General features: G+C 70.9%; 18 protein-coding genes. 14 read left to right on the top strand and 4 right to left on the bottom strand.

The window, feature by feature from the left end; all coding sequences use genetic code 11:
* Nucleotides 1-63 precede the first annotated feature (63 nt).
* Both ACT3UL_RS05550 and ACT3UL_RS05555 read left to right on the top strand, forming a co-directional pair.
* Nucleotides 64-1,281 carry a sensor histidine kinase gene (locus ACT3UL_RS05550; protein ID WP_444577147.1) on the top strand — a complete coding sequence of 406 codons (1,218 nt, stop codon included), beginning with the start codon at nt 64-66 and terminating at the stop codon, nt 1,279-1,281.
* A gap of 19 nt (nt 1,282-1,300) precedes the next feature.
* Nucleotides 1,301-1,909, top strand: coding sequence for a response regulator (locus ACT3UL_RS05555; protein WP_444577148.1), 609 nt, complete (start codon nt 1,301-1,303; stop codon nt 1,907-1,909).
* A 13-nt stretch (nt 1,910-1,922) separates the two neighbouring features.
* Here the strand turns inward: ACT3UL_RS05555 and ACT3UL_RS05560 are convergent, their stop codons facing one another.
* The 3 genes from ACT3UL_RS05560 to ACT3UL_RS05570 all read right to left on the bottom strand — a co-directional run bounded on the left by ACT3UL_RS05560 (nt 1,923) and on the right by ACT3UL_RS05570 (nt 4,511).
* The gene (locus ACT3UL_RS05560; protein WP_444577149.1) at nt 1,923-2,858 is read right to left on the bottom strand and encodes an exodeoxyribonuclease III; all 936 of its coding nucleotides are present in this window, start codon (nt 2,856-2,858) and stop codon (nt 1,923-1,925) included.
* A 20-nt stretch (nt 2,859-2,878) separates the two neighbouring features.
* Entirely contained in the window at nt 2,879-3,946 is a 1,068-nt protein-coding gene (locus ACT3UL_RS05565) for an LLM class flavin-dependent oxidoreductase (RefSeq protein ID WP_444577150.1), read from the bottom strand.
* Between the two features lie 118 nt (nt 3,947-4,064).
* Complete coding sequence (locus ACT3UL_RS05570) at nt 4,065-4,511, bottom strand: VOC family protein (RefSeq protein WP_444577151.1); 447 nt, start codon at nt 4,509-4,511, stop codon at nt 4,065-4,067.
* Between the two features lie 315 nt (nt 4,512-4,826).
* Here ACT3UL_RS05570 and ACT3UL_RS05575 point away from each other — a divergent pair, with 315 nt between their 5' ends.
* Entirely contained in the window at nt 4,827-6,515 is a 1,689-nt protein-coding gene (locus tag ACT3UL_RS05575) for a BCCT family transporter (protein WP_444577152.1), read from the top strand.
* 502 nt (nt 6,516-7,017) lie between these two features.
* Here ACT3UL_RS05575 and ACT3UL_RS05580 read toward each other — a convergent pair.
* A complete protein-coding gene (locus ACT3UL_RS05580; protein WP_444577153.1) occupies nt 7,018-7,539 on the bottom strand; it encodes a ferritin in 522 nt (173 codons plus the stop codon).
* A 595-nt stretch (nt 7,540-8,134) separates the two neighbouring features.
* Here ACT3UL_RS05580 and ACT3UL_RS05585 point away from each other — a divergent pair.
* The 11 genes from ACT3UL_RS05585 (at nt 8,135) to ACT3UL_RS05635 (ending at nt 19,721) form a co-directional block, all read left to right on the top strand.
* Entirely contained in the window at nt 8,135-9,169 is a 1,035-nt protein-coding gene (locus tag ACT3UL_RS05585) for a carbohydrate ABC transporter permease (RefSeq protein WP_444577154.1), read from the top strand.
* Nucleotides 9,166-10,116: a carbohydrate ABC transporter permease gene (locus ACT3UL_RS05590; protein WP_444577155.1), complete on the top strand. Its 951-nt coding sequence runs from the start codon at nt 9,166-9,168 to the stop codon at nt 10,114-10,116. The genes ACT3UL_RS05585 and ACT3UL_RS05590 overlap by 4 nt, the downstream gene beginning before the upstream one ends.
* A gap of 169 nt (nt 10,117-10,285) precedes the next feature.
* On the top strand, nt 10,286-11,680 hold the full coding sequence (locus ACT3UL_RS05595; protein WP_444577156.1) for an ABC transporter substrate-binding protein: 1,395 nt from the start codon (nt 10,286-10,288) through the stop codon (nt 11,678-11,680).
* The gene (locus tag ACT3UL_RS05600) at nt 11,680-12,552 is read left to right on the top strand and encodes a glycerophosphodiester phosphodiesterase (RefSeq protein ID WP_444577157.1); all 873 of its coding nucleotides are present in this window, start codon (nt 11,680-11,682) and stop codon (nt 12,550-12,552) included. The genes ACT3UL_RS05595 and ACT3UL_RS05600 overlap by 1 nt, the downstream gene beginning before the upstream one ends.
* Entirely contained in the window at nt 12,549-13,319 is a 771-nt protein-coding gene (locus ACT3UL_RS05605; protein ID WP_444577158.1) for a glycerophosphodiester phosphodiesterase, read from the top strand. The genes ACT3UL_RS05600 and ACT3UL_RS05605 overlap by 4 nt, the downstream gene beginning before the upstream one ends.
* Before the next feature lie 157 nt (nt 13,320-13,476).
* On the top strand, nt 13,477-14,214 hold the full coding sequence (locus ACT3UL_RS05610; protein WP_443412463.1) for a glycerophosphodiester phosphodiesterase: 738 nt from the start codon (nt 13,477-13,479) through the stop codon (nt 14,212-14,214).
* Between the two features lie 210 nt (nt 14,215-14,424).
* Nucleotides 14,425-15,198 (top strand): CPBP family intramembrane glutamic endopeptidase, encoded by a 774-nt coding sequence (locus ACT3UL_RS05615; protein ID WP_444577159.1) that lies wholly within the window; start codon nt 14,425-14,427, stop codon nt 15,196-15,198.
* A 48-nt stretch (nt 15,199-15,246) separates the two neighbouring features.
* A complete protein-coding gene (locus ACT3UL_RS05620) occupies nt 15,247-15,633 on the top strand; it encodes a hypothetical protein (protein WP_444577160.1) in 387 nt (128 codons plus the stop codon).
* Between the two features lie 11 nt (nt 15,634-15,644).
* Nucleotides 15,645-15,881 carry a helix-turn-helix transcriptional regulator gene (locus tag ACT3UL_RS05625; RefSeq protein WP_444577161.1) on the top strand — a complete coding sequence of 79 codons (237 nt, stop codon included), beginning with the start codon at nt 15,645-15,647 and terminating at the stop codon, nt 15,879-15,881.
* 120 nt (nt 15,882-16,001) lie between these two features.
* On the top strand, nt 16,002-18,467 hold the full coding sequence (locus tag ACT3UL_RS05630; RefSeq protein WP_444577162.1) for a beta-N-acetylglucosaminidase domain-containing protein: 2,466 nt from the start codon (nt 16,002-16,004) through the stop codon (nt 18,465-18,467).
* Nucleotides 18,468-18,551: 84 nt separating this feature from the next.
* Nucleotides 18,552-19,721, top strand: coding sequence for a phosphotransferase family protein (locus tag ACT3UL_RS05635; RefSeq protein ID WP_444577163.1), 1,170 nt, complete (start codon nt 18,552-18,554; stop codon nt 19,719-19,721).
* The last annotated feature ends 2 nt before the right edge of the window (nt 19,722-19,723 follow it).

Raw genomic sequence — 19,723 nt, forward strand, 5'->3', positions numbered from 1 at the left:
CGGAGGAGCAGAATGTCGGTCGCGGGCTCACCAGAGCCCGCGACCGGGGCGCGAGGAGAGCCGATGAGCACGTCGCCGTCGAAGGACCTGGCCGCCGTCGGCCCGGACCCGGACGAACCTGCCGCCGCCGGAGCTTCGGCCGCTCCTCGACCGGCCGATCCCACTGCCCCCGCCGGGCGGCTCGGCCGCCTGCTCGACCCGCTGCGCTCCGGCCGGGCGGCCGGCTGGTACCTCGGAGCAGGGATCGCGCTGATCTGGCTGCTCAGTCCGCTCGCGCTGGTCGTCGACTCTGCCGCCACCACCCTGCCCGCGGGTCTCGGCTTCGCCCTGCTGATCCTCTTCGCGCTGGTGTTCCTGATCAGCAACCCCCTTCAGCAGAGGATGCCCCCCGCGCGGAGACTCGTGTTCCCCGCCCTCCTGCTGCTCCTGTCGCTGTGCCTGCTGCCCTGGTTCGGGGCGTCGGTGCCCTCCTTGTGGACCTACGTCGGGGTGAGCGTGGGAATGGCGGCCCTGAAGTGGCGGTACACCTGGCCGCTGGTGATGGCCCTCGGAGCGGTCGCCTATCTCGTCGAGGGCTCCGCCTCCGGATGGGGCGACGACGCTCTGCAGATGGCCGCGATCATCGTCTCGATCTCGATGATGATGGCGGCGTTCGGCAAGGTCCGGGACACGATGCGCGAGCTGCGCGCCACCCAGCGCGAGGTCGAGCAGCTCGCCGCGGACCGTGAGCGCAGCCGCATGTCCCGCGACCTCCACGACATCCTCGGCCACTCCCTGACCGTCGTGACCGTCAAGGCCGATCTCGCCGGCCGCCTCGTAGACCTCGACCCCGAACGGGCGAAGGCCGAGCTGGGCGAGATCCAGGAGCCCACCCGCGGCGCCCTCGCCGATGTGCGCGCCACGGTCGCCGGGGCCCGACGGATGAGCATCAGCGGGGAGCTCGCCGCCGCCCGCAGCGCCCTCGACGCCGCGGACGTCCGGGCGGATCTCCCCTCGACCGGGGATGCCATCCCTGCGGACCAGCGCGAACTGGCCGGCTGGGTGCTGCGCGAGGGGGTCACCAATGTGATCCGGCATGCCGGGGCGTGCGTCTGCCGGGTGCGGCTGGACGCCGACCGGATCGAGATCGCCGACGACGGCGTGGGGCCGACGGGGGCTGCGTCGACAGGCTCCTCGACCGGGCTGACCGGGCTGCGCGAGCGCGTCGGATCCGCCGGCGGGCGCCTGTCCGTCGGGCGCAGCGACCTGGGCGGATTCCGCCTCACGGTGACTCTGCTGTGAGCGGCGAGGAAGGACGACCATGACCATCCGACTGCTCATCGCCGACGACCAGGGCCTGGTGCGCGGCGCGCTCGCCGCGCTGCTCGGCCTGGAACCCGATATCGAGGTGGTCGCCCAGGTGGGACGCGGCGACGAGGTGCTCGACGCGGTGCGCGAGACCCATCCGGACGTCGCCCTGCTCGACATCGAGATGCCCGGGCTCGACGGGATCTCCGCCGCCGCGCAGCTGCGCGAGGCCGGGGTCGGCTGCCGGGTGCTGATCGTGACGACCTTCGGCCGGCCCGGCTACCTCAAACGGGCGCTCCAGGCCGGGGCGAGCGGCTTCGTCGTGAAGGACACCCCGTCGGCGCAGCTGGCCGACGCCGTGCGCCGCGTCGCCCAGGGGCTGCGGGTCGTGGACCCGGCGCTCGCCGCGGAATCCCTGACCCAGGGCGATTCGCCGCTCACCGAGCGCGAGACCGACCTGCTGCAGGCCGCGCGCACCGGTGGCTCGGTCGCCGACCTCGCCCGCATGCTGCACCTGTCCGAGGGGACCGTGCGCAATCACCTCTCCAGCGCGATCGGGAAGACAGGGGGCCGCAACCGGGCCGACGCCGCCCGCATCGCCGAGGAGAACGGCTGGCTGTAGAGGCGGAGACCGGTCAGCTCCAGTCGTCGTCGACGATCACCGGGGAGTGATCCGAGAGTCGCACGCCGCGGAACTCGCGGTCGACCTCGGCGCGGACGGCGCTGCGGGCCAGGCGCGGCGTGGCCAGGTGGTAGTCCAGACGCCACCCCGCATCCTTCGCGAACGACTGCCCCAGCCACGACCACCACGAGTACGGGCCGTCCTCGCCCGGATGCAGGCTCCGCACCACGTCGACGAGCGTGCGCGGGGAGAGCTGCTGGCCGAACCACTCCCGCTCCTCGGGGAGGAACCCGTCGTTCTGCTGATTCCGTCGCCACGCGGCGAGATCCTGCCGGGTATGCGCGATGTTGAGGTCGCCCAGGAGGAGGAACTCTCGACCCGCGGCGGCGGCCGCCCGTCGGGTGCTGGTCAGATACCGCGAGAATGCGGCCATGAAACCCATCTTCCGGGCATAGCGTGCCCCGCCGTCGGGCGCCTCGCGCATCCGCTCGGGGCGCTGCAGCTCGGCGGGGAGGCCGCCCTTGGGCAGGTAGAGGCAGGCGATCGTGACCGGGGCGTCCGTCAGGTCGACCTCGAGATAGCGGCCGTGGGTGGCGAAGGGGCCGAGCCCGCGGGAGAGCGGGACATGGTCGGGGGAGGCGACGAGCTCCAGAGCAGGCCGCGATCCCGCAGCCTCCGCCGGGCCACCCACCAGCGCGGACCCGCTCCAGGTCCGCACCGCCGCCGGCGGCCGACGGGTCAGCACCGCGACGCCGTTGCGGCCGGGCAACGTGCCCGTGTCGAGGGCGACGTGGAAGTCGCCGAAGGCACCGTCGGGGATCTTGTCCGCCTGCGCCCGCACCTCCTGGAGCGCGACGACGTCGCAGCCCCGCTCGGTCAGCCAGTCGCCGAACCCTCGACGATGCGTGGCACGGATCCCGTTGATGTTGGCGGTCGCGATGCGGAGCATCCCCCGAGGCTACGTGCTGGTCAGTTGATCGGGTCTCCCTGCACCGGCCCCTCCGTGTTGGGCTTCCACCCGAGCGCCGGCGCGACGTGCTCGGCGAAGGACTCCAGGATGTGCAGGTTCAGCTCGACGCCGGCCTGCGAGGGGATGGTGAGCATGAGGGTGTCGGCGGACTGCACCGCGGCGTCGGCCTTCAGCTGCTCGATGAGCTGATCCGGCTCGCCCGTGTAGGACCGGCCGAACGTCGAGCGGGTGTTGTCGATGATGCCGATCTGGTCCGAGTCCTCGCCCGGCCGCATGCCGAACATCCGGCGATCCTGCTCGGTGACGATCGGGAAGACGCTGCGGGAGACGGAGACGCGCGGCGTGTGCTCGTGCCCGGCCTCGCGGAACGCCTCGCGGAAGACGTCGATCTGCTCGGCCTGGAGATCACCGAACGAGGCGCCGGTGGCTTCGGTGAGCAGCGTCGAGCTCATGAGGTTCAGCCCCTGGGCGCCGGTGCGCTCGGCGGTTCCGCGGGACCCGGCGCCCCACCAGATGTGCTGGAAGAGGTCCGGGGACTGCGGCTCGATGCGCAGCGGGGCGTGGGGTGCGGCGTCGGACATGTAGGGCTGCGCAGCTGCTCGGGCCATCGGCTGCCCCTGGATGGCCTGCAGGAACGCCTCGAACTTCGACTGGGCGATGTCCGCCCCGCGCGGTTCCGTGGAGCCGGTGTAGCCGAAGGACTCCCAGCCGCGGTCCGCCGCTTCGGGGGCCCCGCGGGAGATGCCGAGCGCCACGCGGCCGTCGGCGATCAGGTCCAGGGCGGCGGCCTCCTCGGCGAGGTAGAGCGGGTTCTCGTAGCGCATGTCGATCACGCCGGTGCCCACTTCGATGCGCTGTGTGCGCGCGGCGACCGCCGCGAGCAGCGGCATCGGCGAGGCGGCCTGCTTCGCGTAGTGGTGGACGCGGAAGTAGGCGCCGTTGACGCCCAGCTCGTCCGCGCCGACGGAGATGTCGATCGCGTCGTGCAGCATCTGGCGGGCGCTGAGACCGCCCTGCGCGGGGCTGCCGCCGTAGTGGCCGAAACTGAGGAATCCGAAAGCTCGCATGGGGTCACCCTATCCAGTCATTCAGTTTTCAACAAGAGTGCGGTGCGGTGGCCGGGTCCGCCCGCGTCAACCGGCCCTAGAGGCGTCGCGTCGGCGGCCCTTCTCGGGCTCGGGCAGGTCAGGCGTTCTCGGCGTCTCCGCCCACGACCAGTGCGAACATCACGCCGTAGCGGTCCACCACCTGTCCGTAGTGATCGCCCCACGGGGCGAGGGTGAAGGGCATCGCGACGCGGCCCCCCGCCGCCGTGACCGTTTCGATGAGCGTGTGCGCCTGCTCGACCTCGTCGAGGCCGACGAGGAAGGAGTAGACCTCCGATGCGAGCGGTGGCAGCTCCTGGCCCGGCTCGCCGATGCCGTCCCCGCCCGCCACGGTCAGGAGCCCGCCGGTGAGGGTGCCGTGCGCGACCGTGCCGGGTGGCGGTGTGAACGGGAAGTCGGAGAGGTCCGGGAGGTCGTCGTAGAGGGTGACGTCGAGCGAGCCGCCGAACAGCTCGTGCCAGTGCGCGAGGACCTCCGCGGCGTTGTTCGGGAAGCTGATGTACGGAGAGTTCTGCGGTGCGGTCATGGCGTCCTCCCGGGTCGAGGCGGGGCGGCGTCCTCACCGCCCGCGTCCGCGCAGTCTGGCACGTCCCGCACCACCCTTGGCACGTGTTCCCGCGGCGACGGCCTGCGATGTGCGGACGAGACCTGTGCCCCACCTTTCCGCGGGAGCACCCGGTGCAGGGCGGTCGTCCGCGTAGGGTAGGGCGCTTCGCAACCGGACCCCCGCCGCACTCCCGTCGGCTCGTCGGCCGTTGCAGACCTCCTCTCTCTTCGTCGCCAGCCCTTCTGCCCTCCTGCAGTCCCGGCACGGCAGCGCCCTCACAGAACGGACCGCGCCATGTCGCTGGACCCCTCTGCTGACCCCCTCCCCGTCGACCCGCACCCTGCCGATTCCGACGACGCTCCTCACCGCGCCCGGCGCGACGCCTCCGGACCACGCCGCTCCCGGCGCGACGTCGATCGCTTCCCCCGCGCCCCGCATGTCCCCGGCAGCAGCGGCGGCGCCGTGGTGTGGGTGGCCGTGGCGCTGATCGTCGCCCTCCTCGTCGCCGCCGGCTTCTGGCCTGCGCAGCTGAACGCCGCCGCGGGCGTGGCGATGCAGTGGGTGACCACCACCGGCGGCTGGTCGCTGCTGCTGATCCCGCTGTGCCTGATCGTGCTGCTGCTCGTGCTCGCCTGCACCCGCTTCGGCGACATCCGTCTGGGCCCGGACGACTCCCGCCCCGAATACCCCACCTTCGCGTGGATCGCGATGCTGCTGGGCGCCGTGATGGGCATCGGAATGGTCACCTACGGCGTCGCCGAACCGGTCTCCCACCTGGTCACCCCGCCGCATGGCCTCGCCCAGCCCGGCAGCCGGGAGGCCGTGGTCGATTCCCTGCGCTTCACGTTCCTGGACTGGGGGCTGCACGCCTGGGCCGTGTTCGCCACCTTCGGCCTGGCGATCGGCTACTCCACCCACCGCCTCGGGAACAAGGGGCTGGTCTCGCCGATCCTGCGCCCGCTGATCGGCCGTCACGCCGACGGCCCGGTCGGCAAGGCGATCGATGTGCTGGTCATCCTGTCCACCCTGTTCGGCACCACGACCTCGCTGGGGCTCGGAGCCGCCCAGATCAGCCAGGGCATGAGCCGCCTGACCGGCCTCGACCTCACCACGACCGGAGTGCAGCTCCTCATCGTCGCGCTGGTCACCGTGCTGTTCACCGCGTCGGCGATGAGCGGCATCGGGCGCGGGATCCGCTACCTGAGCCAGACCACGATGGTGGTGGCAGCAGCGCTGCTGCTGTTCGTCCTCGCCACCGGTCCCACCAGCTGGCTGATCAACCTCTTCCTCCGCTCGCTCGGCGGCTATGTCGGGGGTTTCGTGGAGATCAGCCTGATGCTGCCCACGGACGGCGCCGACGTGGAATGGATGCAGTCCTGGACCTACTTCATGATGGCGTGGTGGATCTCCTGGGGCGCCTTCGTGGGCATCTTCCTGGCCCGCATCTCCCGCGGCCGCACCATCCGTCAGTTCGTGCTGGTCGTGCTCGGTGTGCCGAGCCTGATCTTCTCCGCCTGGTTCACGGTGTTCGGCGGCTCGGCGATGTTCATGGACCTCGAGCGCGGCACCGGGATCGGCGAGGCCGCGACCGAGAATGTCAACACCGCCTTCTTCGCCCTGCTCGATGAGCTGCCGCTGACGGGCCTCACCTCGGTGGTCGCCGTGGTCCTGGTGATCATGTACTTCGTGACCAGCGCGGACTCGAATACCTATGTGCTCGCCGTGATCTCCTCCGACGGCCGGCTGAACCCCAGCCGTCCGCTCATGGGCATGTGGGGCCTGCTCACCGGTGCGACCGCCGCCGTGCTGCTCTACGCGGGAGGCCTGGAGGCACTGCAGACGGCGGTGATGCTCTCCGCGGCGCCGTTCATCTTCGTGATCCTCGCGCTCGCGGTCTCGCTGGTGATGATGCTGCGCCGCGACCCGCTGGTCCGAAGCCGCGAACGCCGGACCGACGAGGAGTCCCGCCTCAGCGCGAGCTGAGCCGCGGGGCCGACGGGGGACGTCCCATTCCGCGGCCGCGCCTCGGCCCGCGCCGCCTCGCGCCGCCGCGCCTCGCCCCGCGTCGCCGCGCTCCGTGCCGCGCCGTGGCTGGGCCCCGCACCGCGCTGGCCACCGTCCAGCCTGCGCTGTGTGTCGGTGAGAGGAGCCTCAACGACACGTGGTGCAGGCTCGACGCGCGAGATCCGATACGGACGGGATCCGATACGCGCGAGACCCGATACCTGCGGGATTCGATACGTGCGGGATTCGGCACGCGCGGGGTCCGATGCCTGCGGGAATTGATACCTGCGGGATCCGTCCCCTCCGGGGGCGAACAGCGAACGGGCCGGTCCGCGTCGTCTGCGGATCGGCCCGTTCGGCAGAGGTGAGGAGCTCCCTGCTCCCGAGGAGCTCGCAACTCTCGAGGAGCTCCCTGCTCCCGAGGAGCTCCCTGCTCTCGAGGAGCTCGCAACTCTCGAGGAGCTCGCGGCTTCCGAGGGGATCAGCCGGCGTCGGCCTCGGTGGTCTCGGTGGGGCGAGCGCCCAGCTCGGAATCGAGGCGCAGCAGGCCGGAGCCGTCGTCGCCGATCATCTTCACGCGGCCGATGATCTCGGAGACGGTGGACTCCTCCTCGATCTGCTCATCCATGAACCAGTTCAGGATGGGCCGGGAGTCGTAGTCGCCTTCCTTGTCGGCGCTGCGGTACAGCTCACGGATCGCCTCGGAGACCTTCTGCTCGTGGGCGAGCGCGGCCTCGAAGATCTCCAGCACCGAGAGGCCGGGCTTCACCCCGGGAGCCTCGATGGTGCTGATCGCGGAGTGGTTGTCGCGGTCCGAGACGTGCTGGATGAACTTGTTGGCGTGGACGATCTCCTCGTCCGCCTGGTGGCGCAGCCATACCGCGATGCCGGGGAGGTCCTGCTCGTCGGCCTCGATCGCGAGCTGCCGGTAGGTCATCGACGCCGCGAACTCGAGGGTGATCTGGTCCTGGAACTTCTTCTCAAGGTCATTGCTCATCTTCATGGAGCCGACGATAGACCCCTTGTCGTGCGCTGTCAGCCTTGGAGAGCCTTGCCTTGCCTGCGGTTGCGTGCGAGGTCAGGGGTGGGTCTGCGGCTCACGGACGCATCTCCTGGGGGCATGGTCAGCGCAGGGTAGCGCAGCCCTCCACAGCCACCAGGGCGTACAGGTGACCTCCAGGTGAAGCCTCGGTGCGGGCGCGACCAGCGAGCACGGAGCCACGGCGAACACTTCCGGAGCGGCGGATGAACAGTCGATGGACCGCCACCCCGAGGATGCCTGCTCCGCGTCCAATGCGCTCTCGCCGCCTCGACGATTACCTGATTGACCTGCAGTGATGACGGTCGTTCACGTGTGGTTCACCGGGTCGCCGGGAGCGCTGGCGCGGTACGTCGAGCCCTTCCTACGGTGTGGGACGTCGGCCCTCGGAGCGACAGCGGACCTGCACGTGCAGAGCCGCGGCCCGCTCCCGTCAGGCCTGATCCGCCCGCTGGCCCCCGGCCCTCGACCCGGCCCTCGACGTGGCCTCGACCCGGCCATCTACTTGGCAGTCCGCCCCGCGGACCGTCCCTCCGACCAGGAAGCTGGGAGCGCTCCCATGACACTCGCAGTCCGACCGCACCGCGATGCGGACCCCCGGGCCCGATCCCGGGGCGACCAGAACGGCGGACCGACGGATCCCGCGGATCCCTCCGGTCCGACGGACGCCGCCCGGCCGACGTTCGAGCGACGCCCGCCCTCGCCCCAGCGCCGTCGCCGGCGCCGCCGCGATGCCCTCCTGTTCGGTGCGCTGATCGCCCCGAACCTGATCGCGATCATCGTCTTCTCCTACTACCCGGCGATCTACAACATCGGCCTGAGCTTCATGGAGTGGGACTTCGTGGCGCCGAGCCCGGAGTTCGTGGGCCTGGAGAACTACACGGACCTGTTCACCGATCCGGACTTCGGCCAGGTCATGATGAACACGCTGATCTTCACCGGCGTCAGCGTGGTCGGATCGATCATCGGCGGCCTGCTGCTGGGAAGCCTGCTGGCCACCAAGGTCCCGCTGACCGGCTTCGCGCAGACCATGGCCTTCGCGCCGCACATGCTGCCCGGCGCGGCCGTGGGCATCCTGTGGCTGTTCATGTTCGACCCCAACTACGGGCTCTCGCGCTGGGTGTTCTCCCTGTTCGGTGCTGATTCGCCGGACTGGACCACCACCTCGGACTGGTCGCTGTGGGCGATCACCATCGCGTACACCTGGCAGCGCCTCGGCTTCGTCACCGTCATCTGCTACACCGCGATCCTCGACCTGCCGAAGGACCTCTACGAGGCCGCGGCGCTGGACGGCGCGCACGGCTGGAAGCTGTTCCGCAGCCTCACGCTGCCGCTGCTGAGCCCGATCACGTTCTTCCTCTCGATCACGGGGATCATCTCCGCCGCCCAGGCCTTCGACATCATCTCGATCATGACCAGCGGCGGCCCCGGGGTCTCCTCCAGCACGCTCAGCTGGCTGGTCTACGAGGAGGCCTTCCAGAAGTTCGACATCGGCTCCGCGTCCGCGGCGGCCACCGTGCTGCTCGCGATCCTGCTGGTCATCACCTACCTGCAGGTCCGCGTCGGCGAGAAGAAGGTGAACTACTCCTCATGAGCGCTCTGACCCTCGAGAACCAGAAGCTCTCCGACGCCGGCCGCGGCGCAGAACCGTCCCGCGCGAACGACGGCCCCGGTGCGAACGGCGGCACAAGTGCGAACCGCGGCCGACGGCGCGGACCGCGCCGCCCCCTGTGGCTCCGCGTCCTGCTGATCCTCGCCGTGCTCGGCACCATCGGGATGTTCCTGGTCCCGCTGTACTGGCTGTTCTCCTCGTCGCTGAAGCCGCACGGCGAGATCTATTCCTGGCCGCTGCAGTGGATCCCCACCTCGCTGACGCTGGAGAACTTCACCGAGGCGTGGAACTCGGCGCCCTTCGACCGGTTCTTCCTCAACTCGATCATCACCACCGCGGTGGGCACCTTCCTCGAGCTCTCGCTCGCGATCCTGTGCGCCTACGCCTTCGTGTTCGTGGACTTCCGCTTCAAGAAGATCGCGTTCGCGCTGATCATCGCCTCGATGATGCTGCCGGGCCACGTCACGCTGATCGTCAACTACATCACCGTGGCGAACCTCGGCTGGCTGAACTCCTACGCCGGCATCATCCTGCCCGGCATCGCCAGCGCCTTCGCGATGTTCCTGCTGTACCAGTTCATGCGCACGATCGACAAGGACATCCTGCAGGCCGCGGAGATCGACGGCGCCGGGCATCTGCGCCGGATGGTGCTGATCGTGGTGCCGCTGTCCAGCCCGATGATCCTCACCGCCACGCTGATCGTGATGGTGGGCAAGTGGAACGAGTACGTGTGGCCGCTGATCGTCACCTCCACCGCGGACATGCGCACGCTCCCCATCGGCCTGCTGTTCCTGCGCAGCCAGGAGGGCTACAGCAACTGGGGCGTGATCATGGCCGGCGCCGTGTTCGTCTCCCTCCCGATGCTGATCCTCTTCTTCCTGGCCCAGAAGCGCATCATCGGCGGCCTCGCCGCAGGAGCCCTGAAGTGAGCGCCGGCCATGGCCGGCCCCGATCTCCTCGTCGGCCCGCACTCCTCCCTCCGCCCCCTGACCCCTCTCAGCCCGCTGAAGGCCCTCGGCCTTCGGGCCTCCCGACCCTGACCCGATGACGACCCGTCGATCCACCCCGAGCCGGACCACTCTCCAAGGAGCACCGCACATGTCCCGTCACCTCTCCAGCCCGTCCCGTCGCAGCCTGCTCGCCGCCCTGGGACTCGGTGCCGGCGCCGCCGGCCTCGCCGCCTGCGGTTCCCCGAACGGCGGCGGCGACAACGCCGAGAGCAACATCCGCGACGGCTTCTCGCAGGCGGACCTCACCGTGCCCGCCGGCTACGAGGGCCGCACCGCGATCCTGTTCTGGGCCCCCTGGACCGGAGAGCTCTTCGAGACTCTCATGACGCTGTTCACCGAGTTCAACGAGTCGCAGGACGAGATCGTCGCGATCGCGGAGTCCGTGGGCGGCTACGCCGATCTGACGCAGAAGTTCACCGCGGCCCTGCAGGCCCGCGCCGTGCCCGACATCGTCTGCTTCCCCGAGATGCAGTGGCTGCAGTTCCATGCCTCCGACGCCCTCGCCCCGCTGGACGGGTACTTCGACGACGAGTGGAACACGGACATCTACATCCCCAACTACGTGAACGAGGGGATCGCCGCCGGAGAGACCTTCGTGGTGCCCTTCGCCCGTTCCACGCCGCTGTTCTACTTCAACCGCTCGATCTACCGCGACGCGGGCCTTCCCGAGGAGGGCCCTGAGACCTGGGAGGACCTCGCGGAGTTCGCCCCCGAGCTGGCGAAGATCGAGGTCGAGGGCCGCCCGCTGTCCGCGATGGCGTTCTCGGCCGACGCCTGGACGGGTCAGGCCGACATCTGGGGCTTCGGCGGCGCGAATGCGAACGAGGACTTCGAGGTCACGATCAACGACGAGGCCGGCGCCGAGTGGCTCGAGTGGCAGCGGAAGTTCATCCACGACGACGGCTTCGGCTACCTCGCCAAGGATGCCGGGACCGATTTCCAGGCCGGCGTGACCGCCGGGTGGCGCGGCTCGACGGCCTCGCTGACCGGCCAGACGGAGGCCGCGGGCGACAAGTTCGACGTGGGCGTCGCCTTCATGCTCTCCAAGGAGGGCGAGGAGAAGCAGGTCCCCACCGGCGGCTCCGGCCTCTCGATAGTGCGTTCCGAGTCCCAGGAGCGTCAGGACGCCTGCGCCGAGCTGTTCCGCTTCCTCGCCGGGGCCGAGCAGTCCGCCGCCTGGCACGTCGGCACGGGCTATGTGCCGATCGTGCAGGCGGCCGCCGAGACCCAGTCGGTCAAGGATCTCGTCGCGAAGAACCCGAACTACCTGGTGGCGCTAAACCAGCTGGCGAACGCCCGCACCGCGGACTACACCAACTGGGACTCCGGCATGGTCACCGAGATCGGTGCCTCGCAGGGCCAGGTCTACGGCGACGGCGCCGCTCCCCAGAAGGTCCTGGACGCCCTCGCCGCCGAGCTGCAGGACACGCTCGACGACAAGCGCGAGGGCTACGAGGCCGTCGACTTCCAGGGGTGGAAGTGATGACCGCCGCAGCCCGCGCGGTCGCCCCCGCGGTCGCCCCCGCGGTCGCCCCCGCGGCCGCTCCCGCGACTGTTCCCGCGTCCGTTCCTCCGGCGGACCCTGCCGGGCAGCCCCTCCCCGGCACCCGGCTGCCCGCCCTGGTGGGCCACCGCGGAGCCGCTGCGGTGGAGCCTGAGAACACCGTGCTCTCGTTCCGTCGCGGCATCGCCGAGGGAGCCCAGCTGCTGGAGTGCGATGTGCACCTGAGCAGCGACGGGGCCGACGCGATCATCCACGACGCCACGATCGACCGCACCGCGCAGGACGACTCGCCCCTGCACACCGGGGCGGTCGCCGATCTCACCCGGGCCCAGCTGGACCGGGTGCTGGTGGGCGGCGGCGAGCACATCCCGACCCTCGAGCAGGTGCTCGACGCCGCTGTCCGGGAGGACGGTGCTCGGGTGCCGGTGCTGGTGGAGATCAAGGCCCCCGCCGCGGCCCGACGGGTGGTCGAGATCCTCACCGCCTACTTCCCGGGAGAGGCCTGGGACGGGCCGACGCCACCGGCGCTGGTGATCTCCTTCCACGCCGAGGCACTGCGCGCCGTGAAGGAGGCCGATGCCCGGCTGCCGCTGCTGCTGACCACCACGGCGACCTCGCCGGAGTTCTTCGAGACCGCCCAGGAGCTCGGGGTCGCCCAAGTGGGGGTGCGGATCGCCGACGCCCGCCAGGCCGACGTGCTCCGGGCCCGCGAGCTCGGGGTGGAGCTGAACCTGTGGACCGCCCGCTCCGAGGAGGAGCTGGCCCGCGCTCTCGAGCTGGGCTGCGACACGATCACCGTGGACGACCCCGCCTGGGCGACCACCCTGATGGAGGAGCTGGTGACCGCATGAGCCGACGCACGTCCGTCCCCCGGATCACCGGTCACCGCGGAGCGGCGGCTGTGGCCCCGGAGAACACCGTGGCCGCCTTCCGCCGCGGGGTGGCCGACGGCGCCGATCAGCTCGAGTGCGATGTGCACCTGAGCCGGGACCGGCGCGACGTGATCATCCACGACGCCACCATCGACCGCACGGCCCAGGGCGATTCGCCCCGGCGCACCGGCACGGTCGCGGACCTCACCCGAGCCGAGCTCGACGAGGTCCTGGTGGGGGAGGGCGAGCGCATCCCCACCCTCATCGAGGTGCTCGACGCCGCGGTGCGGGAGGACGGCACGCGACTTCCCGTGCTCGTGGAGATCAAGGCCCCGGCGGCGGCCGCCCTGGCCGGTCAGATCCTTCAGGACACCTTCCCCGGCTCCGTCTGGTCGGGGGAGGGCCCTGCCCCGGCGCGGATCATCTCCTTCCACACGGAGGCGCTGCGGATCGCGCTCGAGGTGGCACCGGACGTGCCCCGCGGGCTGCTGGTCCGGGCTCTCAGCGAGCAGGCGCTCGACGACGCGATGGCGACGAAGGCCGAGATCCTGGGCGTGCGCCTGTCCGACGTGCGCGACGGCGACTTCGACCGGATCCGTGGCGTGGGCCTGATCCCGTCGGCCTGGGCCGCCCGCACGGACGACGAGATCCGTCGCGCCGTGGATCTCGGGGTCCCCGAGATCGGGGCCGACGACCCGGCCCACGCACGACGTGTGGTCGAGCAGCACCTCGCTTCCCGGGACTGAGCCCCGGGGATACGGGCCGCCGGTAGGGTCCAAGGATCCTTCCTGCGCGAACGGAGTCCCGCTCGCGCGCAGCAGTCCTCGCGCTCGATCGGGTGCGTTCAGCTGTCCGTCACCAGCGCCGGCCGTCGGGCCGGCTCCGAAGCAGTCCAGGAGAACAATGTCCGACCAGTCCGCCCCGTCCCTGCAGCGTCCCGCGATCGTGGGCCACCGAGGCGCCTCCGCGCACGCCCCCGAGAACACCCTCGCCGCCTTCCGGCGCGGCATCGAGGACGGCGCACAGGTGCTCGAATGCGACGTCCACCTCAGCGCGGACGGCCACGTCGTCGTCATGCACGACGAGACCATCGACCGCACCGCCGCGCCTGACTCCCCTCTGCGCACCGGCGCGATCGGCGATCTCACCCGCGCCGAGCTGGACACCGTGCTGCTCGCGGACGGGGAGAAGGTCCCCTCCCTCGAGGAACTGCTGGCGATGACCACCGTGCCGATCTTCATCGAGGTCAAGGTCGCCGCGGCCGCCCGCGCCGTGGCCGAGCAGCTGCAGGGCCTCGCGGCCGGGTCGCCCGCCGCGGCGTCGACCGTCATCTCGTTCCACGCCGACGCCCTCACCGAGATCCGACGCAGCACGGACACCGCCGTGTCCTATCTGGTCTCCGTGATCGACGAGGAGGCGCTGGCGACGGCGCAGGAGATCGGCGCCGCCGGGATCGGGCCCGCGATCGACGGCCTGTCGCTGCGGGCCGCACGCGCCGCCCGGGATGCGGGCCTGCAGGTGAACCCGTGGACGGTGAACAGTGCCGAGCAGCTCGCGATCGGCCTCGCCTGTGGCGTCGACTCCCTGACCACCGATGATCCGGCCTGGGTGCAGCACGAACTGGACGTGCGCGGGATCTGAGCTGCGCGGTCGCGCCGCGGGAGTGCCGGTCGCGCCGCGGGAGTGCCGGCCGCGCCGCGGGTGTGCCGGTCGCGCCGCGGGAGTGCCGGCCGCGCCGCGGGAGTGCCGGCCGCGCCGTGGGTGTGCGCCTGACCTGCACTGTCAAGCGACTTTGACATTTGTGGTCAAGGACCCTTGACTCGCATGTCAAGGAGGCCTTACATTCTTGGTATGAGCACATCGGTACCCACCCCGGCCATCCACTCCGCAGCCTCTCCCGTCACCGCTGGTCATGACACTGTCGGCGCAGATCCCGTCGCCCCGACGACACCGCTCCCGCGCCTCCTCGGCGTCCTCGCCGCCCGCCCGCTGCTGATCCTCCTGCTCGGCATTGGCCTGCTGGCCGCGAACACGTCCCTCGTCTATGCCAACGCGCTCGTCGTGGTCGTCGACGTCGTCGCTCTCGGGCTCGTGGGCCTCGCGATGCGCGCCGAGGGCCGCCGGCTGTGGGACCTCTTCCGCCCTCTGCGCTGGCTGGATCTGGCCTGGGGTGCCCTGCTCCTGCTGATCCTCGTCGTCGGCTTCCTCGCCTCGAACGTCGCGGCGAACCTGATCGTCTACGGCGGTGCCCCGCCCGTGCCGACCGGCGCCGCGCCTGCAGTGCCGCTGTGGGTTGGTCTCGTGGCCGTCCTCATCGCGCCGCTGACCATCGCGCTGTCCGAGGAGGCGGTCTACCGCGGATACGCCCAGCCCAGGCTGCAGCAGCGGATCGGTCGCATCGGCGCCCTCATCGCGGTCGCCGCCGTCTTCGGCCTCCAGCACGTGGGCTTCGCCCTCACCTCCGGTCCGGAGGTCGCCTCGAAGGTCCTCACCACGTTCTTCGCCGGGCTGATCCTGGGCGGGCTCTGGCTCTGGTTCCGTCGCCTCCTCCCGCTTGTGCTCGCGCACTGGGGCCTGGACCTGCTGTTCCTGGGCCTGCCCACCCTCGCGCTCGCCCTGCTCTGACCTGCCGCTGTCCCGCGGCCCTCGCCCGTATCTCTCGAAGGAGTCATCATGACCACCACGCCCCGCGCCCGCGCCAACCGCGCCTTCGTCGCCCGCTTCGTGATCGGCATCGCGCTCTACGTCCTGGGCCTCCTGCTCGCCGATGTCGTCAGCACGTCCGGTGTCCTCGCCTGGCTCCCCGTGCTCCTGATCCTTCCCGGCATCGGCTTCATCGCCTGGGCGAACATCGAGATGTACCGCAGTGGCGATGAGTTCGAACGTCGCAAGATCGCCGAGGCGATCCTGCTGGCCTTCCTCATCGCGACGCCGCTGATCCTCGCGGTCGGCGTGCTGCAGTTCTCGGTGCTGCCGGAGGTCAACTGGATCTTCGCCTTCACGATCCTCATGGTCTCGTGGATCGTGGGCACCATCGTCTCCGCCGTCCGCTACCGCTGAGAGGGGCAGTCATGCGCAACGAGATCAGAGCCCGTCGCACGGAGCTGCGCTGGTCGCAGGCCGAGCTCGGCAAGGCGCTCGGAGTTTCCCGGCAGACGGTCATCGCTCTGGAGAACGACAAGTACGACCCGTCCCTCCCGCTGGCCTTCCGGATCTCCGCCCTCTTCGGGGCGCCGATCGAGGAGATCTTCCAGCCCGAGGGTCCGGAGGGGGCCGACGGGGTCGAGGTTGCCGAAGGGGCCGTCTGACGTCGACCGTCCTGGTACGTTGGAGGCGATCCTGTGGGGCGCATCACAGAGCGTGATGCGCCCCCTCCCATGTCCCCACCCCTCCCGCGCCTCTTGGCGCGGACCTGGAAGGCGACCATTGTGAATCGATCCACCCCCACCTCGGCATCCGCGACTCCCTCGACCCCGGCACGCTCGACCTCGACCTCGAACGCCACGCCCAGCTCCGACCGGCGCGGGCTGGCTGCGCTCTCCCGGCGGACGGCGCTCGGACTCGGCCTGGCCGCCGGCGGCGCCCTGGCGCTCCCGGCGACCGGCGCGCTCGCCGACGGCGGAGGCTCCGGACGCACCCCGACCGTGCGGCCCGCGCCCCAGGGGCTCGAGACCTCCGCTCGCGAGGTGGTGCTGGGCCGCTCGGCGACCGTCCTCGTCGGCGAGGACACGGACCCCGTGGCCCAGAACGCGCTGACCGAGCTGCTCGAGAGCGTCGGCTGCACCCCCGAGGTGCAGGTCGGCGGCGAGGCCCCCACGAGCGGAACCCGCATCCACCTGGGCACCCCCGAGGACAGCCCGACGCTCGCCGCCGCGCTGGAGGCCGTCGGCGTCGAGGGTCCCGAGGACCTCGCGGCCGACGGGTACGTGCTCGCCGCCGCCCGCGACCACGGCGCCGTGATGGGGGTCGCCGGGCACGACGCCCGCGGCACGTTCTACGCCGTGCAGACCCTGCGCCAGCTGCTCGCCGGGAGCACGCGGTTCCCCGCCGTGCAGGTGCGCGACGAACCGCTCATGGAGATCCGCGGCGCGATCGAGGGCTTCTACGGGATCCCGTGGTCCCACCAGGCACGCCTGGACCACTTCGCCTTCTACGGCGACCACAAGCTGAACACCTACATCTACACGCCCAAGGACGACCTGCTGCTGCGCTCGAAGTGGCGCGAGCTCTACGCGGGTGACGAGCTCGAGAACCTCGCCGAGCTGGTCGAGACCGCGAACGCGCACCACGTGAGCTTCACCTTCGCCCTGTCACCCGGCAACGACATCGTCTACGGCAGCGACGAGGACTTCGAGGCGACGGTCACGAAGTTCGAGCAGCTGCGGGAGCTGGGCGTGACCAGCTTCTACATCGCACTGGACGACATCCCCACCGAGCTCGGCGAGGAGGACGCCGAACAGTTCAGCTCCCTCGCCGAGGCGCAGGTCCACTACCTCAACCGCGTGCAGACGGACTACGTCGAGGCCCACGACCTCGCCCCGCTGCAGACGGTCCCCACCCACTACTCGGGCTCCGGGTCCAGCGAGTACAAGACGGACTTCGGGGAGGGCGCCCACCCGGAGATCCGCATCCAGTGGACCGGCGAAGGGGTCTTCTCCCCATCGATCACCGAGAAGTCCGTGGTCACGGCGGTGGCGTCGTACCACACCGAGCACCTGTACATCTGGGACAACTTCCCCGTCAACGACGGCCGACGCGACCGGCTCTTCCTCAACCCGCTCGAAGGGCGTGCGCCGACCCTGCACAAGCATCTCGCCGGATTCACGGCGAACCCGATGATCGAGCCCTACGCCTCGCTGATCTCGCTCGCGAACTACGCCGACTACTGCTGGAACCCGCCCGCCTATGACGCCGAGGACTCCTGGGAGGCGGCGGTCGACGAGCTCGCCGGCCCGGCCGCGTCCGTCCGTGAGGACCTGCGAGTGTTCGCCGACCTCAACCAGAACTGGCCCTACCGGAGCGGATCCCCGACGGCGCCGGCGCTCTCCGCGGACATCGAGGAGTTCTGGGCCGCCTATGAGTCCGGGGACGCCGAGGGCAAGACTCTCGAGGGCCGGCTGACCGCCATCACCGAGCTCGCCACGAGCCTCGAGTCCATGGCGTCGGCCGGGTTCTACGAGGACACGCGGCCGTGGATGGTCGCCGCCGGCCACTGGGCCGAGGCGCTGCTCGCCCAGCACGAGATGCTCCTCGCGATCACCGAGGACCGGCTCGAGGACGCCTCCGCCGCAGCGGCCGGGGTGGCGGAGCACGTCGCCGCCGCCGGCGCGGCCACGGTCCCCGACCAGCGCGGGGACGGGGTCTACAAGGAGAACCAGATCGTCCCGAGCGTGGGCGACGGCGTGTTCGAGGGCTTCATCGCCCGCGCCTGGGAAGAGCTGCGCGACGTGCTGCCGGAGGACCCGTCCCTGCCCTTCCGCGGCCTGCCGGGCACCGCGACGACCACGCTGGGCACCTACAAGGACTACGCGATCGAGCGGATCGTCGACGGGGACCTCGCGACCATGTTCTGGTCCAGCAAGGCCCCGAAGGTCGACGACGTGGTGCAGGTCGAGCTCGAGGAGAGCCACCCGATCCGCTACGTGCAGGTCCAGATGGCCAAGAGCGACTCGACCCCCGGTGACCAGGTCTACCAGGGCGTCCTCGAGCTCTCGGCCGACGGGGAGGCGTGGACCGAGATCGGCACGACCGACGGCTCCGCCGTGGCCACGGCGTCGCTGGACGAGCCGTTCGACGCCCGCTTCTGCCGCCTCCGCGTGACCGCGAAGAACCCCACCGGTCAGTGGGTGCAGATCCGCGAGTTCGGCGTGGGGGAGACCCCGCCGGCCGCCTGAGGCGCGGAGCCGGGGCGCGGTGCCGGGGCGCGTCGCCGGGGTGCGGTGATGCCGCGCCCCGGCAGCCCGCTTACTCTGAGGCTCATGCCCGCCTACCCGCTGACCGCCGCACGGCGCGACCAGATCTGCTCTGCGCTGTCCCAGCTCGCCGATCGCCCCGTGAGACTGACCTCCGAGCAGCATGTCGGCCACGACTGGGCGCCCGTCACCCGCTTGGGCCTGGATCGGGACGTTCCCGGGATCGGTGCGACGGTCGTGGCCAAGACCCGCCGGGTCGAAGGGGAGGGGCATGGTGGCCCGGCGTTCCTGCGCCGCGAGGCCGCGGCACTGCGAACTGCCGCGCCCAGCGGGGTCACCGCCCGGACGATCCATGTCGACGACGACGCGGGCGTGATGCTCCAGACCGACCTGGGCGACTGGCCCACCCTGCAGGACATCCTGCTCGGTGCGGATCCGGAAGCTGCCGCCCGGGGCATGGTCGAGATGGCCGCTGCCGTCGGGCGATTGCACGCCAGCACGATCGACCGGCGCGCTGAGCACCAGAAACACCTCGCCGCCTTCTCCGCAGATGTGGAGACCGGCCAGATGTACGCATTCGGCAGGGAGCACTGGGACGAGATCGAGCAGGCGTGCACCGAGCTCGGTCTTCCGCCCGCGAGGAGGGCGCGCGACGACGTGACGCGCCTCCTGGCACGATCCACCCGCCCCGGCCCCTCCTCCGCGCTCACCCATCGGGACCTGAATCCGACGAACGTGCTGCTCACCGACGACGGAGCCCGCCTGGTCGACTTCGAGGGAAGCGGCTTCGGGCACCTCGGGATCGACGCCTGCTTCCTGTACTACCCGTTCCCGCACCACAGCACTCCGTGGGGGCTGCTGCCAGGCGGCGTCATCGAGTCCGTCGATGCGGCCTACCGCACAGCCCTCGCCGACGGCGGCGCGCACCAGGTGCTCGACCTCTTCGACCAGGTGCTCGCGGACGGGGCGGCCATCGTCCTGATCGGACGGATCAGCCGGTTGCGCCTGGTCTCCCGGCCGGACCAGGCGCCGCAGGACAGCTGGCGCCGCCGCGGGCAGACGGTGCAGCAGATCCGGACCTTCCTGCAGCTCGCGGAGCGGGCCGACGGGCTGGCTGCCTTCCGTGACTGGCTCAGCGCCCTGCAGGACGCGATGATCGCCCGGTGGCCGGATGCCACCGACCCTCCCGCACCGCTGTTCCCGGCCTTCGCCGCCGAGAGGACGCTGTCCCGATAGGT

Source organism: Brachybacterium sp. 107 (assembly GCF_052379725.1).
Lineage (GTDB): Bacteria > Actinomycetota > Actinomycetes > Actinomycetales > Dermabacteraceae > Brachybacterium.